This is a genomic window from Kitasatospora sp. NPDC058184, from assembly GCF_042883725.1.
Lineage (GTDB): Bacteria > Actinomycetota > Actinomycetes > Streptomycetales > Streptomycetaceae > Kitasatospora.
The window spans coordinates 223027-240011 of the sequence record NZ_JBHVVE010000002.1 but is presented as its reverse complement, the minus strand read 5'-3'; the positions used below and the strand labels follow the sequence as shown (position 1 = coordinate 240011).

Below are 16985 nucleotides of genomic sequence, written 5' to 3'. Positions count from 1 at the left end.
CACCACCGACCCGGCTCCGCCTCGGCCCCGATCCGGCCCTGAACCGGCGCCTCGACACCATCCCTCCACCGTTCCCGCCGCTCCCGCCGTTCCTATCGTTCCCACCGCTCCCCGTCCGCGCCTGGCACTTCCCGACCGAGGACTCCATGCGTCTGCGCAGCAGCTCGATCCGCGCGAAGATCATCGCGCTGCTCCTGGTGCCCATCGTCGCGCTCGCCGCGCTGTGGGCCTACGCGACGATCGCCACCACCGGGGATGTCTGGAACCAGCTCGGGATCAGCCGTACGTACAAGGAGTTCGCGGGCCCGGTCGACCAGTACACCGGGGACCTGCAGAACGAGCGCCGCGCCGCCGTCCAGCGCCTGGCCGACCCGCGCTCGCCGGCCGCCAGGGACGGCTACGAGCGGGCCAAGGCCGCCACCGACCGCAGCCTGGACGTGCTGCGGCAGAAGAAGGACACCTCCGCGGGCAAGCTCTCCGCCCCGCAGCGCGGCCGCTTCGTGCAGATCGTCGCCGCCGCCGACCAGCTCGGACCGCTCCGCGCCCAGGTCGGCCGCTCCGCGCTGAACTGGGAGTTCGCGCTGGGCCAGTACAGCGACCTGGTCAAGCCGGTGTTCGGCTTCCGGTCCGCCTACGTCGCCCGGCAGAGCGGCCAACTCCCGCGTCAGGGCACCATCCTGATCGAGCTGGTGCGCGCCCGCGAGTACCTGTCGCAGGAGGACGCGGCGATGGAGGGCCTGCGTACCGGCGTCGCCAAGCCCACCGCCGAGCAGTATCAGGTCGCGCTGGACGCCCTGCACAACCAGCAGGCGCTGTTCACCGTCTACGTCGCCGAACTCGACCCCGCCGACCAGTCCGACTACGTCGCGCTGCGCGGCGGCGAGGCCTGGGGCGCGCTGGCCCGCGCCGAGGCGGACTTCGTCGGCGCCGGCGGCCCCGAGCGGGTGGTCCAGGCGCTCAACAGCGACTCCTGGCGGGTGACCGCCGACCGGGCGCTCGGCGACCTCGCCTCGATCAACAGCCGGATCTCCGCCGGGCTGGACGAGCGCGCGCGGTCCGCCTCGATGGGACTGCTGTGGCGCGGCGGCATCGCCGGTGCCATCGGCCTGGTCGCCGTGGTGCTGTCGATCATGATCTCGTTCCGGATCGGCCGCGGCCTCGCCCGCCAGCTGATCGGCCTGCGCAACGCGGCCCACGAGCTGGCCGGCACCCGGCTGCCGTCCGTCATGCTGCGGCTGCGCCGCGGCGAGCCGGTGGACGTGGCTACGGAGGCCCCCGAGCTGCACTTCGGGGACGCCGAGATCGGCCAGGTCGGCCAGGCCTTCAACGCGGTGCAACGCGCCGCCGTCGAGGCCGCCGTCGAGCAGGCCGAACTGCGGCGCGGGGTCTCGGCGGTGTTCGTCAACCTGGCCCGGCGCAGCCAGGTGCTACTGCACCGCCAGCTCACCCTGCTCGACACCATGGAGCGCCGCACCGAGGACCCGGCGGAGCTGGAGGACCTCTTCAAGGTCGACCACCTCACCACCCGCATGCGCCGGCACGCCGAGGGCCTGATCATCCTGGCCGGCGGCTCGCCCGGGCGCGCCTGGCGCAAGCCGGTCCGGATGGTGGACGTGGTCCGGGCGGCGGTCGGCGAGGTCGAGGACTACGCCCGGGTGATCGTCCGGCCGTTCCCCGGCACCGGCCTGCTCGGCAGCGCCGTCGCGGACGTCACCCACCTGGTCGCCGAACTCGTCGAGAACGCCGCCGTGTTCTCCCCGCCGAGCACCCAGGTCACCGTCCAGGGCGAGGTGGTGGCGCACGGCTTCGCGCTGGAGATCGACGACCGCGGCCTCGGGCTGAGCGAGCAGCTGCTCGCCGAGATCAACGAACGCCTCGCCGTGGAGCAGGAGTTCGACCTCGCCGACACCGACCGGCTGGGCCTGTTCGTGGTCAGCCGGCTGGCCCGCCGGCACGGCATCCGGGTGCACCTGCGGCCGTCCCCGTACGGCGGGACGACGGCGGTGGTGCTGATCCCGCGCGAGCTGCTCGCGGAGGCGCCGGACGGGCGGCCGGAGCCGGGCACGGCCGGGCAGCGGCCCGCGGCGGGCGGCCGGCGCGGGCAGCGGGACCTGGTCGCGGTGCCCGGGTCGGGTGGTGCTTCCCCGTCGGCTCCCTCGTCGGCGTCCGCGGTCGGTTCCGTCGGTTCCGCCGGTGCCGGTGGTGACGCGGACGGCAGGCACCGCGGGGCGACGGGAGGGCCGCGCCCCTCCGCGCCGGACGCGGGCCGGACGGCGGGCGGACTGCCGCGCCGGGTCTCGCGCGGCAAGGGCGGGCCGGTGCTGGTCCCCGCGCCCGCGGCGGACCCCGAGGACGCGCCGGGGCCGGGGCGGCACCGGCGGGAGGACGTCGTGGTGGCCGCGGCCGAGGCGGCCGTCGCGGCTGCCGAGGCCGGCGGAGCTACCGGGGTCATCGGAGCTGCCGGGGCCAGTGGAGTCGGCGGCTCCGTCGGGCGGACCGACCCGGTCGCGGTTCCGCCCGCGGGTGCCGCTCCCCGGACGGCGGGCGGCCTGCCCCGGCGGGTCCGGCAGGCGAACCTGGCGCCGCAGCTCAGGGAGCAGCTCACGGAACAGCTGAAGGAACGGTTCCGCAACGGAGCCGGTACCGGAGCCGACGGCGGGGCCGGAGGCGCGTCGGCCGGCGACGGATCGGCCGGAGGCACCCAGGACGGCGGGGAGGCCCGGGAGGTCCGGGAACGCTCCCCCGAGGAGGCCAGGGCCACCTTCGCCTCCTTCCAGCGCGGCTTCACCCGGGGGCGAGGGGCCACGGCCCCGGCGGACCGTACGGTCGGCTCCCCGGGCCGCCCCGGTGCGCCGACGGACCGGACCGGCGCTCCGTTGACGGATCGTCCCGGCACACCCGACGATCGTGCCGTGCGGGGGACCGGACGGCCCACCGCCGTACCGGCCTGGCAGCCGCCCGACCGGTCCCGGCGGGCGATCGCCCCGGCGCCCGCCCCGGCGGCGCTGCCCGCGCCGCGGGACATCGGCCGGGCGCCGCTCGTCCGGCGGGTACCGCCGGGGCAGCCGGTCCGCCGGACCCCGGACACCGTCGTACCCGCACCACCCGCTTCATCCGCACCACCTGCACCACCCGCTCCACACGCACCACCCGCTCCAGCGGAAGGAACTGATTCATGACCACGTCGATGCAGTCGTCAGGGGACCTCAACTGGCTCCTGGACGACCTGGTGGGGCGCGTCGCGGCCCTGCGGCACGCGGTGATCCTCTCCAACGACGGCCTGGCCACCGGCGCCTCCCGCGACCTCGACCGCGAGGACGCCGAGCACCTGGCCGCCGTCGCCGCCGGGTTCCACAGCCTGGCGAAGGGCGCCGGCGGGCACTTCAAGGTCGGCGGCGTCCGGCAGACCATGGTGGAGCTGGACGAGGCCTTCCTGTTCATCACGGCCGCCGGCGACGGCAGCTGCCTGGCCGTGCTGAGCGAGGCCGAGGCGGACATCGGCCAGATCGCGTACGAGATGGCGCTGCTGGTCAAGCGGGTCGGCGAGCACATGGCCGCCGAGCCGCGCACCGAAACCGCCCCGCCGGTGAGATGAGCGGTCCGATGGCGGATCCGAAGGCGGATGAGCCGGACGGCCCGGAGACGCCGGACGGCCCCCAGGTGCCGGTGGGTACGGCCGGGCCGTCCGGCAGCGGCGGTTCCTCCGGCGTCGGCGGTTCGTCGGGCACCGGCGGTTCCTCCGGTCCCGCCGGGCCGTCCGGCAGTGGCGGTTCGGACGCCGTCGACCGCCCGGACGGCCATGACGGCCAGGACGGCGAGGTCGACCCGGACGGGCCCGACGTCGACCTGTTCCGGCCGCGCACCCCGGTCGACGACCGCTGGTTCGACGACGAGGCCGGCCCGGTGGTGCGGCTCTACTCGATGACCCGCGGCCGCACCCGGCCGGTCGAGGAGGGGCTGTTCGACCTGATCTCGCTGGTCACCGCCGTCGATCCCGGGCCGGTCGCGGGGGCCGTGCCCGCGCACGTCCTCGACCCGGAGCACCAGACGCTGCTCACCCTGTGCCGCCGCGAGCCGCTCTCCGTCGCCGAGCTCGGCTCCTACACCGACCTGCCGGTCAGCGTGGTGCGGGTGCTGCTCGGCGACCTCTACGACGCCGAGCTGATCAGCGTCACCCGACCCGTTCCGCTCGCCGAGCTGCCGGACGAGCGCCTGCTGCGAGACGTGATCAATGGACTCCGTGCGCTCTGACCCCCGCCCCCGCCCGGAGGGCACCGTGCCCGATCCGGACGGCACCGCGTCCCACCCGGCGAACGCCAACGACCCGCGCTGGCGCGGCGGTCCGGCCGTCGCGGTGAAGATCCTGGTCGCGGGCGGCTTCGGCGCGGGCAAGACCACGCTGGTCGGATCGGTCAGCGAGATCCGGCCGTTGCGGACCGAGGAGGAGCTCAGCGAGCTGGGCCGCCCGGTCGACGACACCTCGGGGGTGGAGGCGAAGCGCACCACCACCGTCGCGATGGACTTCGGCCGGATCGATCTGCGGCCGGGCCTCGCGCTCTACCTGTTCGGCACGCCCGGGCAGGACCGGTTCTGGTTCGTCTGGGACGAGTTGGCCCGCGGCGCGCTCGGCGCCCTGGTGCTCGCGGACACCCGGCGGCTGGCCGACTGCTTCCCGTCGGTGGACTTCTTCGAGCAGCGCGGCATCCCGTTCCTGGTCGCGGTGAACTGCTTCGAGGGCACCGAGCGGTTCTCTCCGGACGAGGTCCGCGAGGCACTCGACCTCGACCCGGACATCCCGGTGGTGCTCTGCGACGCGCGGCTGCGGCAGGACGGCAAGGACCTGCTCGTCGCGCTGGTCGAGCACGCCGCCGCCGGCCGGCACCGCCGCGCCCCGGTCGGCGCCTGAGGGCGGCTCGGCCCCGGCCGGACCCGGCTCGGTCCGGTCGGAGCAGGTCCGGCTCCGGCCGGGGTCGGCCCGCGCTCCGGCTCGACAACGGGTGAAGGACGGCTGGGCGACCGCCGTACGACGGGCGTGCGAAGAGTCGGCAGGTCAGCGCGCCGACCTGCCCCTTCCGCCCGCCGTCTCATTCCACCGTCCGCATCGTGGACGATCACTGCGCCGAAGGTTGCCTAGACCGGCCCGGCCGTGGAAGGCTCTGTGGACGAAGGCCGCCCGGCCATGCCGTCGGGGGCGCCGGAAACGCCCCGTTCGTACGGGCGTTGCAACCGGCGGACGGCCTTCGACGAACCGGCGAGGCATCGTCGGCGGGCACCGTCAACGGTGCGCCGCCGTGTGGAGAACGAGGGGGAGGGCAGCAGGATGACCGTCGGCCGACGACGCATCACCACCGCCGTGCCCGGCTCCCCGCTGCCCGGTGCCCCCATGCCCGGCGTCGCCGTGACCGGTGCCGCCGATCCGGCGCTCACCGTCCGCCGCTACATCGACCACGCGCTGATCTGCAGCGCGTGTTGTCGCTGACCGGCCTGACCTTCCCGACCTTCCCGGTACGTCCCCGGCGCTGACGGCCCACCCGGCCCTCTCGGTCCACCGTCCGACGCACCGCCGAAACCCGTCGACCAGGCCGTAGCGGAGCGCCCGTCCGGCGTGCCCGCGGCCGACCAACCGGACCCGCCCAGCGGAGAGACCACCAGTGAACATCGTCTGCCCCAGCACCACCCCCGGCATCGTCGGCCGTACCCGAACGGCCGGGTCGGCCCCCGCGATGCGCGCGGGTGGACGGACCGGACGGTGGAACCGGTGCGGGAGCCGCGCCGTGGACAGCCGGCGGGGTCGCCTCGACCTCGAGCCGTTCTGGCCGTCCCGGCAGCCGCACCTGTTCGATCAAACGTGTCCCGGCTCGCCCAGCGCGTCCCGGCCCTCCGCCCGCTGATCCGGTTCGTTCCGGTCCAGCCCAGGCAGTACGCCCGGTCGACGCGCAGACGACTCCACCCCGTCCGTCACGCGCGAAATGAGCGGCACACCATGTCTTCTTCCTCCACGGCCACCCTGCCCCTGCCCACCGCGACCCCGCACCTGCGCGCGGTCCGCTCCGTCCCGCCGGTCTCCTCCGTCCCCGCCACCGCGCCGGTCGGTCCCGGCGCGTCCGGGGCCGCGGGACCGTCCGTCCCCCCGGCGTCGCTGTCCGACCGATGGCCCGGGGTGGCGGCCCGTCCGCCCTATGCCGGACCGACCCACGCCGGAACGGCCAACGTCGGCCCGGCCCATGTCGGACCGACCCGTCCGGCGACCGTCCCGGCACCCGCAGCCGCGCAGCCGGGAGTGACCGTCCCGCAGGTGCCCCAGTCGCTGCTCGCCGCGCTGCCGGAGGGGGCGGCCGTCGTCGCCACCCTGCCGCAGGGCGCGCTGCCGCAGGGTCTGCTCGCCCAGTACGGAATCCAGTTCGGCGGCGTGAACGGCGGCGCGATGGTCGGGTACCTGGTGCTGGTGCCGACCGAGGGCCCGGCGGCGCAGGTCGTCGGCCTGCCGGGGGCTCCGGCCGGCGTCGGGGCCGCCGCCCAGCCCGGAACCCACACGCTCCCCGGGGCCCACCCGGCCCACGGGGCGCAGCCGACGACCGGCGGGCCCGCCGGCCAGACCGTGGCGGGGGTCCGTCCGGTCCGCCCGGCCGGGCGCGGCATCGCCGTCGACACCGAGCGGCGCAACGCCTACGTCGACGGGCGGCTGCTCGACCTCACCTACCTGGAGTTCGAGCTGCTGGCGCACCTCACCGAGCACCCGCAGCGGGTGCACACCCGGGACCACCTGGTCTCCGCGGTCTGGGGCTACGGCCATGTCGGGGACGGGCGGACGGTCGACGTGCACGTCGCCCGGCTGCGCCGCAAGCTCGGACCGGCCTACCGGGACACCATCGTGACGGTCCGCCGGGTCGGCTACAAGTACACCCCGGCCGCGGTCTGACGGCTGGTTCCGGCCTGACGGCGGATCTGACGGCGGATCTGGACGGCCGGTCTGGCGCCCGATCTGGCAGCCGGTCGCCAACGGCCTCTTGCCGCCGGTCGGTTGAGCGTCGGCCGGTCGAAGCAGCGGACCACTCGTCCTGGACACGGACGGGCGGCCCGCTGCTTCGTCGCGTCCCTGTGGAGTGGAAGGCGTGCCGGGAGCGTCAGCCGCGCTGGTCCGGCGGGAGCAGGAGGACGGCGAGGGCGTCGGCGCAGCCGCGGGCGTGGCCGAGGAACCAGTCCAGCCGGTCGTCGGTGAGGTGCGCGGGCGTCGAACGGACCGCCAGCGCGAACCGCGCCTGCCCGGCGCCGTCCAGGACGGGCACGGCCACCGTCCGCACCCCGGCGGTCGACTCGCCGTCGTTGAGCGCGTACCCGGCCGTCCGGACCTTCGCCAACTCCTCCTCCAGGAGCGCCGGTTCGGTGATCGTGCGGTCGGTGAAGGAGGCCAGCGGGCCGAGTGTCGAGGGCGTCGTCTCGCCCGGGCGGGGCCAGGCCAGCAGGACCTTGCCGAGCGCCGTGGAGTGCAGTGGGCGGCGCAGGCCCAGTCCGGTGTCCGGGCGGACCGATCCGCCGACCAGGATCACCGCGTGCGCGCCGCTGCGGATCGCCAGGTCGGCGGTGGCCTTGGTGCGCCGGGACAGCAGCTCCAGCTCGGGCCCGGCGAGGTGCAACCCGCGCTGGTGGAAGGTGAGCTGGCCGAGTTCGGCGACGGCCGGACCGAGCCGGTAGCGGGCGGTCTGCTCGTCCTGCTCCAGGAACCCGGCGCTGACCAGCGTGCGGGCCAGCCGGTGCGCGGTTGAGACCGACAGGCCCATCCGGCGGGCCAGGTCCGAGGCGCTCAGGTCGGGGCCGTTGTCATGGAAGCAGTGCAGCAGTCCGAGCGCGCGCTGGACGGCCTGCGCACCGGCCGGCGGACTCTGGACGGCGGTGGCGGCCCCGGGCATGGCACCTCGCGTTTCGGTTCGGAACTCCGGCCCGGCGGCCGGAGGCGGTCTCAGCGTAGGGCAGCCGGTGCTGCGGGAATGTGTCGACGACGTTGCAATGGAATGGCGTTGATGAACAACCGATCCCATCATGTGGCAAAGACTTGCCTCGGGCTCGTCCGCCGTGGAACGCTCCTGGCATCGCGCCGGACGGCCACTCGGTCCAGGCGGCGCCTGCCCCGACTCTGCGGAAGGAGAAGCACCGTGACGTCCCACCGGTGTCTCCCCTCCCGTGCGTGTTGTCGCTGACCGACGCCTCCCGCGCCACCTGCCTTCCTCCCTGCATCGTGGCGTACAACTTCCTTGCGCACCAGGCTTCCTGTGCCTTCGTGCGGTAATCGATCCCGAGCTCCTCCGGCTGTCGTCGGAGCCCCCGTAGAGGACCAACTCCGTTGTCCAGTCGCATCCAGAACGCCTCCCCGCTTCCCGACACCCTCTGGTTCACCCGCTGCCCGGTGCCCACCGCGACCGGGATCGCCGCCGACCAGGGGTGGCTCGCCCGGGAGTTCGCCGCCGACGGCATCGCCGTCCGCTCCTTGCAGGACGCTCCGCCGGAGGTGGCGGCGGACCACCACTACACCCACGCGCTGACCGGACTGTTCCGGGAGGGCGGCAACGTCCCTGCACTGTGGGCCCGTTCGCGCGGCGAGGCGACCAGGCTGATCGGCCTCACCTGGATCGAGGAGCGCCAGGTGGTGCTGGTGCGGGCCGGCAGCGGCGTGACCGAACCGGCGCAGCTGCGCGGACTGCGGCTGGCGGTGCCGCATCATGACATCGGCATCGACTTCTGGCGGGCGATGGCGTTGGCCGGCCTCCGCGGCGCCCTCGGGCTCGCGGGCCTCACCCTGGCGGACGCCGAGCTGGTGGACGTCCCCGGCGTTCCGGGCGGCGGGCAGTGGTCCGCGGAGCTGGCCGCCCTGCGGGACGGGGTGGTGGACGCGGTGTACGTGAAGGGGGCGCTCGCCGTCGAGGCGGCCCGCCGGATCGGTGCGGAGGTGGCCGTGGAGCTGGACGCGGCGCCGGACCGCCGGGCCCGGGTCAACAACGGCACCCCGCGGCCGATCACCGTCCACCAGCGGCTGCTGGACGAGCAGCCCGAGCTGGTCGCGCGGTTCCTCGCGGTGCTGCTGGAGGCCGCCGACTGGGCGGCGGAGCACCCGGAGGAGGTGGTCCGGATCCTGCGGGCCGAGACCGGTGCCGGGGCCGAGGGCGTCGCCGGGGCCTATGCGCCGGGCAGTCACCGCACCCTGCACCTGGACCTGTCGGCGGAGCGGCTGGAGCTGCTGGCGCTGCAGGAACGGTTCCTCGGGGAGCAGGGCTTCCTCACCGCGCCGGTGGACGTCCGGGCGTGGGCCGACCCGGAGCCGCTCCGTGCGGCCCGCGAGCTGCTGCGTGCGCGGCGTGCGGGTGAGGGTGCGGGTGTCGCTGCCGGCACCGACACGAGCGGCGCCGCAGGTTCGGGTGCGGGCGCCGACAACGCTCGGATCACAGACTTCAGGTAACGGCGTTCAGCTAACAGATTTCAAAAGTTGTCAGCTGTCGGCTGTCATCTGTCACTCACATGGAGACCCCCGTGAAGACCCCCCGCCTCGCCCTCGCCGCCACCGCGCTGCTCGCCTCCACCGCCCTGGCCGCCTGCGGCTCGTCCGCCGACGGGGCCAAGGCCTCCGCCGCCGGCGGGGCCGGTGGCAAGGCCGACGTGGTGCTCCGCCTGCCCGACCCCGGCAACAACGGCTTCCTCGCCCGCGGCAAGAAGGACGGTTCGCTGGACCGGGCCCTGGCGGCCGTCCACGCCAAGGTCGCCTGGACCGGCAGCGCCGGACCCTTCGCCCCCGCCGCCCAGGCCCTCTCCGCCGACCAGCTGGACGTCGCCCAGGGCTCGATCACCTCGGCCGTCGCCGCGCTCGCCCAGAAGCCCGGCTTCAAGCTGTTCGCCCAGACCGCGCCCGACGGCGTCGGCGAGGGGATCCTGGTGAAGAACGACTCGCCCGTCAAGTCCGTTCAGGACCTGGTCGGCCGGAAGGTCGCCGTCTCCCAGGGCGGCACCAGCGAGTACCTGCTGCTCAAGGCGCTGGCGAAGAACGGCGTCCCGGCCGACAAGGTGGAGCGGGTCTACCTGCGCGCCGACCAGACCTCCGGGGTCTTCAACTCCGGCCAGGTGGACGCCTGGGCGACCTGGAACACCTTCTCGACGCCCGCCATCGCCAACGCCGGCGCGCACTTCCTGGTCAACGGTCAGGAGGTCGGCTCCGACAACTACGCCGTCTGGGCGGTGCGCAACGGCTTCGCCGACAAGCACCCCGAGGTGGTCAAGGCGTTCTACACCTACCTGCGCGCGAACGGCGAGAAGGAGAAGGCCGACCCGGCCGGCTACCTCAACGTGTTCACCGACGCCGGCCCGACCGCCGTCACCCCCGCCGAGAAGGACGTCGCGGTGAACGTCAGCAGGCAGGGGACCCCGGCCGACGCCATCTCCGACGCCGACACCGCCCGGTTCGGGACGGTCGCCCAGTTCTTCGCGGACCAGAAGGTCACCAAGCAGCTGGTGGACGTCAAGCCCTACCTGATCGACGTCAACAGGCTCGGGGACGGTGCCAAGTGACCACCGTGACCGAGAAGTTCACCCCCGAGGACACCCGGGCCGCCCTCGACGCCGGCCTAGTCGCCCCGCAGAGCCGGCGGCACCGGCCCCGCCCCCGCGCGCTGGCCGTGACCCTGCGCACCGTCGGTCCGCTCGCCCTGCTCGGCGGCTGGGCGCTCGCGTCCGCCACCGGCGCGCTGACCCAGGACGTGCTCGCCTCGCCCGCCCAGGTCGCCCAGGCCGTGGGGGAGTTGTGGGGCAACGGTCAGCTGACCGACGCCCTGTCCGTCTCCCTCACCCGGGCCGGGCTCGGCCTGTTCTTCGGCGCGACCACCGGCCTGGTGCTCGGCGTGGTCACCGGATTCACCCGGCTCGGCGAGGAGTTGCTCGACTCCGCGATCCAGATCCTGCGGACCGTCCCGTTCCTGGCCCTCGTCCCGCTGTTCATGGTGTGGTTCGGCATCACGGAGACCGCGAAGGTGGCCCTGATCGGGGTCGCCACCAGCTTCCCGATGTACGTGTCCGCCTCGGGCGGGGTCCGCAGCACCGACCGCAAACTGGTCGAGGCGATGCGCAGCTTCGGCCTCGGCCGCTGGGCGATCGTGCGCACCGTCGTGCTGCCCGGTGCGCTGCCCTCGCTGCTGTCCGGACTGCGCCTGTCGATGACGCTCAGCGTGATCGCCCTGATCGCCGCCGAGGAGATCAACTCCACCGAGGGCATCGGGTACTTGATGGCCCAGGCGCAGAACTACTCGCGCACTGACGTCCTCGCCGTCTGCATCCTGATCTACGGGCTGCTCGGCCTCGCCGCCGACGGCATCGTCCGAGTCCTGGAGCGCGTGCTGATGCCGTGGCGCCAGGCCGTCCAGGGAGCGGCCCGATGACCGCCGACACGACCACCGCCGCCACCCTCGCCCCCTCCTCGCCCCGTTCGCCCGCTCCTCCCTCGGTGACCGAGCGGACGGCCCCGGCCGTCCACCTGCGCGGCCTGCGCCGGGTGTTCGGCACCCGGGCGGTCCTCGACGGGGTCGACCTCTCCATCGCCCGCGGCGAGTTCGTCGCCCTGCTCGGCGCCAGCGGAACCGGCAAGACCACGCTGCTGCGCATCCTCGGGGCGCTCGACCAGGCCGACGAGGGCACCGTGCTCGTCCCGCCGGTCCGTACCGTGGTGTTCCAGGAGCCCCGGCTGGTGCCGTCCAAGCGGGTGCTGGCCAATGTCACGGTCGGCCTCCCGCGCGGCGCCGCGACCCGGGAGACCGGGCTGAAGGCACTCGCCGAGGTCGGCCTGGAGCGGCACGCCGAGGCCTGGCCGGCCACCCTCTCCGGCGGTGAGGCGCAGCGCGTCGCGCTCGCCCGGGCACTCGTCCGCGAGCCGCAACTCCTGCTGCTGGACGAACCGTTCGCCGCCCTGGACGCGCTCACCCGACTGCGCATGCAGGACCTCGTCGGCGACCTGGTGCGCCGCCACCGCCCGGCGGTCCTGCTGGTCACCCACGACGTGGACGAGGCCGTACGGCTCGCCGACCGGGTCGTGGTCCTGCGCGACGGCCTGCTCGCCCGGGACGAGGCCGTCACCGTCGAGAGCCCGCGCGATCCGGCCGATCCCGCCTTCGCCGACCTGCGCCGCCGTCTGCTCGCCGACCTCGGCGTCCACTGACGTCCGCGACCCCCCTGCTTTCCCCGACCTTCCCCCGATCCCGCCTGCCTTCCCACAAGCCAGGCCCGCACCACCGGAGTTGACCAGATGACCGTCACCCTCGGCGTCCACGCCAGCAACCCCTCGCTCTACTACCTCGCCCGACTCCCGTACCTGGACGAGGAGCTGGCCCCGCTCGGCGAGACCGGCGCCTTCCACCACTACGCGGACGGCACCCGCACCGGCGCCTTGCTCGCCGAGGGCGTCATCGACTTCGGCGGCACCGGTTCCACTCCGCCGATCACCGCCCAGGCGGCCGGCCACGACCTGGTCTACGCGGCGGTCTCGGCGCCCCGCCCGGACCACGGTGCCCTGCTGGTGCTGGACTCCGGTCCGGTGCGGACGGTGGCGGACCTCAAGGGCGGCACCGTCGTCCTCTCCGTCGGTTCCTGGCAGACCCACCTGCTCGCCAAGGCCCTGCACGCCCAGGGGCTCTCGTACGGCGAGGATGTCACCCCGGCGCGCCCGGCGGCCGGTGAGGACCAGGCCCGGCGGCTGCGCGACGGCGAGATCGCCGGCTGGATCGCCCAGGGCGCCGAACTCGCCGCGGCCCGCCGCACCGGGGAGTTCCGTGAACTGGTCCGCACCGGTGACGTCATCACCGACCGCTCGGTGTTCTTCACCCGTCGGGACTTCGCGACCGGGCGCCCCGAGGTGGTCGCCGCGATCGCGACCGCGCTGCGCCGGGCGGACGCCTGGGTGGCCGCCAACCCGGCCGAGGCCGCCGCGATCGCCGCCGAGAACCTGGGCGGCACGGCCGCCGACTGGCAGTCCGCGCTGGTCGCACTGCCCTGGCGACTGGAGCCCGCCACGGCCGGGTTCGTCGTCGAGCAGCAGGAGGCCGCGGACATCTTCCACGGTGTGGGCTTCATCGACCGGGAGCTGACCGTCGCCGACGCCCACCTCTCCGCGCTGGAGGCCCCGGTGGCCGCCGCGCTCGCGAAGGCGGTCTGACCCATGGCCTCCGAAGTCCTCTGGTACATCATCCCGCGCGAGGGCCACTACCCCTGGGAGCCGGCCGGACGCCGCCCGGTGGACCTCCGCTACCTCCAGCAACTGGCGGGCAGCGTGGAGCGGTTGGGCTACACCGGCGCCCTGCTCGCGACCGACCTGTACGACGTCTGGACGCTCGGCAGCGCGCTCGCCGCCGCCACCACCCCGGCCTTCAAGCCGCTGCTGGCCATCCACCCGGGGCTGGTCTCACCCACCCTGCTGGCCAAGATGGCGCTCAGCTTCGACCACCTGCACGGCGGCCGACTGCGCTTCAACGTGGTGAACGGCTCGACCGCGCAGCTGCGCGAGTACGGCCTGGACGTCGAGCACGACGACCGCTACCGGCTCAGCGGCGAGTACTGGTCGATCGTCAAGCGCCTCACGGCGGGCGAAGTCTTCGACCACAAGGGCGAGTTCTACGAGCTGAAGAACGCGGGCGCGAGCCTGCGCGAGCTGGCCCCGGCGCAGCCCGGCGGCATTCCGCTCTGGTTCGGTGGCAGTTCGGCGGCCGGCATCGAGATGGCGGCCGAGCACGTGGACGTCTACCTGACCTGGGGCGAGCCGCCGCACCTGCTCAAGGAGAAGCTGGACCTGGTCCGCGAGCGCGCCGCCGCCCACGGCCGGACCCTGCGGATCGGACTGCGGCTGCACCTGATCGTCCGCGACACCGAGGACGAGGCCTGGGCGGCCGCCGACCGGCTGCTGGACGTCACCAGCGAGGCCACCTACGCGCGCCAGCTGGGCGGGGCGAAGGGGGAGGACGGGGTCGGCTGGCAGCGGCAGTTCCGCCAGCACGGGGGCAAGGTGCCGGCCCGGGCCCGCGAGCTGGAGGCCTACCCCAACCTCTGGCCGGGGATGAGCCTGTTCCGCCCCGGCCCCGGCACCGCGGTGGTCGGCTCGACGGCCCAGGTGATCGAGCGCCTGCAGGAGTTCGAGGCGCTGGGTGTCGACACCTTCATCCTGTCGGGCAACCCGCTGCTGGAGGAGGCCCACCGGGTTGCAGAAACGGTTCTGCCCGCTCTGGGCGTCAAGCGGCCGGCAGCGAACAGCTGACGGCTGACAAGTAACAGATATCAGCGAACAGATAACAGATGACAGCTGACAGATTTCGAAATCTGTCAGCTGTCATCCGTCGATCGTCAGCCGTCAGCCGTCAGTCAACGCCTCCCGCTCCACCGCCGCCGCCTCGGCTCAGCGGCTCAGCCGGTCGATCTCCGCCAGCTCCTCAGCCGTCAGCGGGCCGCCCGCCAGCGCGTCGAGGTTCTGGTCCAGCTGGGCCACGCTGCTCGCGCCGATGATCACCGAGACCACCCGCGGGTCCCGCAGCACCCAGCACAGCGCCAGCTGCGCCAGCGTCTGCCCGCGCCCCTCGGCGACCTTGGCCAGCGCCCGCAGCCGGTCCAGCTTCGGCCCGGCCAGCGCCTCCTCGGTGAGGAACTTCCCGACCGACATCCGCGAGCCCGCCGGCACCTCCCCGGTCAGGTAGCGGTCGGTCAGCAGCCCCTGGGCCAGCGGCGAGTACGCGATGAGGCTGGTCCGGGTGTCGCCCACCGCGTCCAGCACGCCGTGGTCCTCCACGTACCGGTTGAGGATCGAGTACGCCGACTGGTTCATCAGCACCGGCGTCCCCAGCTCGCGCAGGATCGCCACCGCCTCCCGGTGCTGCTCCGCCGGGTAGTTGGAGATCGCGGCGTACAGCGCCTTGCCCGAGCGCACCGCGCTGTCGAGCGCCCCCATCGTCTCCTCGATCGGGGTGTCCGGGTCGTACCGGTGCGAGTAGAAGACGTCGACGTAGTCCAGGCCCATCCGGTCCAGCGACTGGTCGAGGCTGGCCAGCAGGTACTTGCGGCTGCCGCCGTTGCCGTACGGGCCGGGCCACATGTCCCAGCCGGCCTTGGTGGCGATGAACAGCTCGTCCCGGTACGGCCGGAAGTCCTGGGCGAACAGGTAGCCGAAGTTGCGCTCGGCGCTGCCGTACGGCGGGCCGTAGTTGTTCGCCAGGTCGAAGTGGGTGACGCCCCGGTCGAAGGCCCGGCGGAGCACCGCCCGCTGCACCTCCAGCGGCTGGGCGTCACCGAAGTTGTGCCAGAGCCCGAGCGATACGGCGGGCAGCTGGACGCCGCTGTGGCCGGCCTTCCGATAGGTCATCGAGTCATAGCGGTCATCCGCGGCGAGGTAGCTCATGCCGGACATCTTGCCAGTCGGCCGTGGCGGATCAAGCCCTTGCCCCGTCCCCGGCCGGTGCCTATGCTCGCGGAGGATCGTGCGCGTGCGAGGCGAGGGGGAGGCGAGATGGCAGTCCGGACCGTGACCGCCGCCGCAGCCCGCTGTTGTTGTCGCCGCCACCGCAGCACCGTCCGCTGACGCCACCCGCGTGCCCTGCCGCCTGAGCGGCGCGCCGCCCGTCCCGTCAGCCGCTCCGCCGGTGCCCGCCCGTGGGAGTGCGGCGCCGGACCACGTACCGGCTCCCCGTGCTCCGCGGCCCGTCGGCTCCCGGGGCTCCACCGGCCTCGTCAAGCCCGGCCCGGTCTGCGCCGAACCCCTTCCCGAGGGCTCGTCCTCGAGCCCCTCCGACTCTTCCCGAGCCCCTCCGACTCTTCCCGAGCCCCTCCCGAGCCCCTCCCGAGCCCCTCCCGAGCCCCTCCCGAGCCCCTCCCGAGCGTTCAAGGAGACCGCCGTGCGGTTCACCGTCTCGTCCCTCGTCGCCAACGCCCCCGATCCGGTCACCGGCGTCCGGCGCACCCCGGAGCAGAAGCTCCACAACGTCATCGACCAGGCGGTCCTCGCCGAGCGGCTCGGCTACGACGGCTACGGCGTGGGGGAGCGGCACGGCGAGCCGTTCCTCTCCCCGGCCCCGCCCCTGCTGCTCAGCGCGATCGCCGCCCGCACCTCCACCATCCGGCTGTTCACCACGGTGACGGTGCTCAGCATCCTCGACCCGGTCCGGGTCGCCGAGGACTACGCGATGCTCGACCAACTCTCCGGTGGCCGACTTGAGTTGATCGTCGGCAAGGGCAACGACCCGCGCCACTTCGGGCTGTTCGGCCTTCCCGAGGAGCGCCAGTGGGAGGCGCTCGCCGAGAACTACGCTCTGCTGCGCAGGCTCTGGCGCGAGGAGAAGGTGACCTGGGAGGGCTCGACCCGCCCGCCGCTCCGGGACGCCACCGTCTGGCCGCGCCCGCTCCAGGACCCGATCCCGGTGTGGCACGGCAGCGCGACCAGCACGCGGTCCACCGACCTCGCGGCCCGCCACGGCGACCCGCTCTTCTCCGCCAACTCCTTCCACCCGCTGGAGAAGTACCGGGCGCTGGTCGACCACTACCGCGAGCGCTGGGAGTACTACGGGCACGACCCGGAGCGGGCCAGGGTGGGCGCGAGCTTCGGCGGACTGTACGTCGCCAAGCGCTCGCAGGACGCGGTCGAGGGCTTCCGCCCGTACTGGAACGCGCTGTTCGACTCGGCCGCCGGCCGGCACAACAACTCGCCGTTCACGTCGCTGGAGGACGCGCTGGAGCGCGGTTCGGCCCTGGTCGGCAGTCCGCAGCAGGTGATCGAGAAGATCCACCGCTACCACGAGGCCTTCGGCAACGAGGTGGTCGGCATCGGGGTGGACGCACTCACCGAGGGGGCGCAGCGCGAGCAACTGGAGCTGTTCGCGAGCGAGGTGGCCCCGGAGGTCCGCCGCGCGCTGCCGTAGTCGCCCGCGTCCGGCGCCCGCCCGCGCAGTGCGCCGTGCACCCCCTGCGCGGCGTGACGCCGGCCACCGTCC

At 74.1% G+C, this 16985-nt stretch carries 15 protein-coding genes; 13 read left to right on the top strand and 2 right to left on the bottom strand.

Annotated elements, in window-relative coordinates; genetic code table 11:
• Nucleotides 1-146 precede the first annotated feature (146 nt).
• The 6 genes from ACFVXH_RS04290 (at nt 147) to ACFVXH_RS04265 (ending at nt 6919) form a co-directional block, all read left to right on the top strand.
• Nucleotides 147-3179, top strand: coding sequence for a nitrate- and nitrite sensing domain-containing protein (locus ACFVXH_RS04290; protein WP_387820095.1), 3033 nt, complete (start codon nt 147-149; stop codon nt 3177-3179).
• The gene (locus tag ACFVXH_RS04285; protein ID WP_049652175.1) at nt 3176-3595 is read left to right on the top strand and encodes a roadblock/LC7 domain-containing protein; all 420 of its coding nucleotides are present in this window, start codon (nt 3176-3178) and stop codon (nt 3593-3595) included. Before ACFVXH_RS04290 ends, ACFVXH_RS04285 begins: the two co-directional genes overlap by 4 nt.
• A gap of 8 nt (nt 3596-3603) precedes the next feature.
• Nucleotides 3604-4251, top strand: a complete 648-nt coding sequence (locus ACFVXH_RS04280; RefSeq protein WP_387820093.1) for a DUF742 domain-containing protein — start codon at nt 3604-3606, stop codon at nt 4249-4251.
• Nucleotides 4232-4906: an ATP/GTP-binding protein gene (locus ACFVXH_RS04275; RefSeq protein WP_079272453.1), complete on the top strand. Its 675-nt coding sequence runs from the start codon at nt 4232-4234 to the stop codon at nt 4904-4906. The genes ACFVXH_RS04280 and ACFVXH_RS04275 overlap by 20 nt, the downstream gene beginning before the upstream one ends.
• A gap of 414 nt (nt 4907-5320) precedes the next feature.
• Nucleotides 5321-5479 (top strand): hypothetical protein, encoded by a 159-nt coding sequence (locus ACFVXH_RS04270; RefSeq protein ID WP_375873423.1) that lies wholly within the window; start codon nt 5321-5323, stop codon nt 5477-5479.
• Between the two features lie 504 nt (nt 5480-5983).
• On the top strand, nt 5984-6919 hold the full coding sequence (locus ACFVXH_RS04265; protein ID WP_369808300.1) for a winged helix-turn-helix domain-containing protein: 936 nt from the start codon (nt 5984-5986) through the stop codon (nt 6917-6919).
• A 205-nt stretch (nt 6920-7124) separates the two neighbouring features.
• Here ACFVXH_RS04265 and ACFVXH_RS04260 read toward each other — a convergent pair whose 3' ends face one another.
• A complete protein-coding gene (locus ACFVXH_RS04260) occupies nt 7125-7907 on the bottom strand; it encodes an IclR family transcriptional regulator (RefSeq protein WP_049652177.1) in 783 nt (260 codons plus the stop codon).
• Between the two features lie 431 nt (nt 7908-8338).
• On the opposite strand from ACFVXH_RS04260, the gene ACFVXH_RS04255 reads away from it, so the two are divergent.
• The 6 genes from ACFVXH_RS04255 to ACFVXH_RS04230 all read left to right on the top strand — a co-directional run bounded on the left by ACFVXH_RS04255 (nt 8339) and on the right by ACFVXH_RS04230 (nt 14269).
• Nucleotides 8339-9448 carry an ABC transporter substrate-binding protein gene (locus ACFVXH_RS04255; RefSeq protein ID WP_387820090.1) on the top strand — a complete coding sequence of 370 codons (1110 nt, stop codon included), beginning with the start codon at nt 8339-8341 and terminating at the stop codon, nt 9446-9448.
• A gap of 59 nt (nt 9449-9507) precedes the next feature.
• Nucleotides 9508-10548 (top strand): NrtA/SsuA/CpmA family ABC transporter substrate-binding protein, encoded by a 1041-nt coding sequence (locus ACFVXH_RS04250; RefSeq protein WP_387820088.1) that lies wholly within the window; start codon nt 9508-9510, stop codon nt 10546-10548.
• The gene (locus ACFVXH_RS04245) at nt 10545-11411 is read left to right on the top strand and encodes an ABC transporter permease (RefSeq protein ID WP_259316971.1); all 867 of its coding nucleotides are present in this window, start codon (nt 10545-10547) and stop codon (nt 11409-11411) included. Before ACFVXH_RS04250 ends, ACFVXH_RS04245 begins: the two co-directional genes overlap by 4 nt.
• On the top strand, nt 11408-12184 hold the full coding sequence (locus tag ACFVXH_RS04240) for an ABC transporter ATP-binding protein (protein WP_387820086.1): 777 nt from the start codon (nt 11408-11410) through the stop codon (nt 12182-12184). The genes ACFVXH_RS04245 and ACFVXH_RS04240 overlap by 4 nt, the downstream gene beginning before the upstream one ends.
• An 87-nt stretch (nt 12185-12271) precedes the next feature.
• On the top strand, nt 12272-13177 hold the full coding sequence (locus tag ACFVXH_RS04235; RefSeq protein WP_387820084.1) for an ABC transporter substrate-binding protein: 906 nt from the start codon (nt 12272-12274) through the stop codon (nt 13175-13177).
• A 3-nt stretch (nt 13178-13180) separates the two neighbouring features.
• Nucleotides 13181-14269, top strand: a complete 1089-nt coding sequence (locus ACFVXH_RS04230) for an LLM class flavin-dependent oxidoreductase (protein WP_387820082.1) — start codon at nt 13181-13183, stop codon at nt 14267-14269.
• 138 nt (nt 14270-14407) lie between these two features.
• Here ACFVXH_RS04230 and ACFVXH_RS04225 read toward each other — a convergent pair whose 3' ends face one another.
• Nucleotides 14408-15400: an aldo/keto reductase gene (locus ACFVXH_RS04225; protein ID WP_049652191.1), complete on the bottom strand. Its 993-nt coding sequence runs from the start codon at nt 15398-15400 to the stop codon at nt 14408-14410.
• A gap of 493 nt (nt 15401-15893) precedes the next feature.
• On the opposite strand from ACFVXH_RS04225, the gene ACFVXH_RS04220 reads away from it, so the two are divergent.
• Nucleotides 15894-16913, top strand: coding sequence for an LLM class flavin-dependent oxidoreductase (locus ACFVXH_RS04220; RefSeq protein WP_375873431.1), 1020 nt, complete (start codon nt 15894-15896; stop codon nt 16911-16913).
• Nucleotides 16914-16985 lie beyond the last annotated feature (72 nt).

Coding starts and splice junctions, on each gene's coding strand:
- ACFVXH_RS04230 (WP_387820082.1), top strand. CDS start 13,181: ATGGCCTCCGAAGTCCTCTGGTACATCATCCCGCGCGAGGGCCACTAC.
- ACFVXH_RS04285 (WP_049652175.1), top strand. CDS start 3,176: ATGACCACGTCGATGCAGTCGTCAGGGGACCTCAACTGGCTCCTGGAC.
- ACFVXH_RS04280 (WP_387820093.1), top strand. CDS start 3,604: ATGGCGGATCCGAAGGCGGATGAGCCGGACGGCCCGGAGACGCCGGAC.
- ACFVXH_RS04235 (WP_387820084.1), top strand. CDS start 12,272: ATGACCGTCACCCTCGGCGTCCACGCCAGCAACCCCTCGCTCTACTAC.
- ACFVXH_RS04290 (WP_387820095.1), top strand. CDS start 147: ATGCGTCTGCGCAGCAGCTCGATCCGCGCGAAGATCATCGCGCTGCTC.
- ACFVXH_RS04270 (WP_375873423.1), top strand. CDS start 5,321: ATGACCGTCGGCCGACGACGCATCACCACCGCCGTGCCCGGCTCCCCG.
- ACFVXH_RS04260 (WP_049652177.1), bottom strand. CDS start 7,907: ATGCCCGGGGCCGCCACCGCCGTCCAGAGTCCGCCGGCCGGTGCGCAG.
- ACFVXH_RS04240 (WP_387820086.1), top strand. CDS start 11,408: ATGACCGCCGACACGACCACCGCCGCCACCCTCGCCCCCTCCTCGCCC.
- ACFVXH_RS04250 (WP_387820088.1), top strand. CDS start 9,508: ATGGAGACCCCCGTGAAGACCCCCCGCCTCGCCCTCGCCGCCACCGCG.
- ACFVXH_RS04265 (WP_369808300.1), top strand. CDS start 5,984: ATGTCTTCTTCCTCCACGGCCACCCTGCCCCTGCCCACCGCGACCCCG.
- ACFVXH_RS04225 (WP_049652191.1), bottom strand. CDS start 15,400: ATGAGCTACCTCGCCGCGGATGACCGCTATGACTCGATGACCTATCGG.
- ACFVXH_RS04275 (WP_079272453.1), top strand. CDS start 4,232: ATGGACTCCGTGCGCTCTGACCCCCGCCCCCGCCCGGAGGGCACCGTG.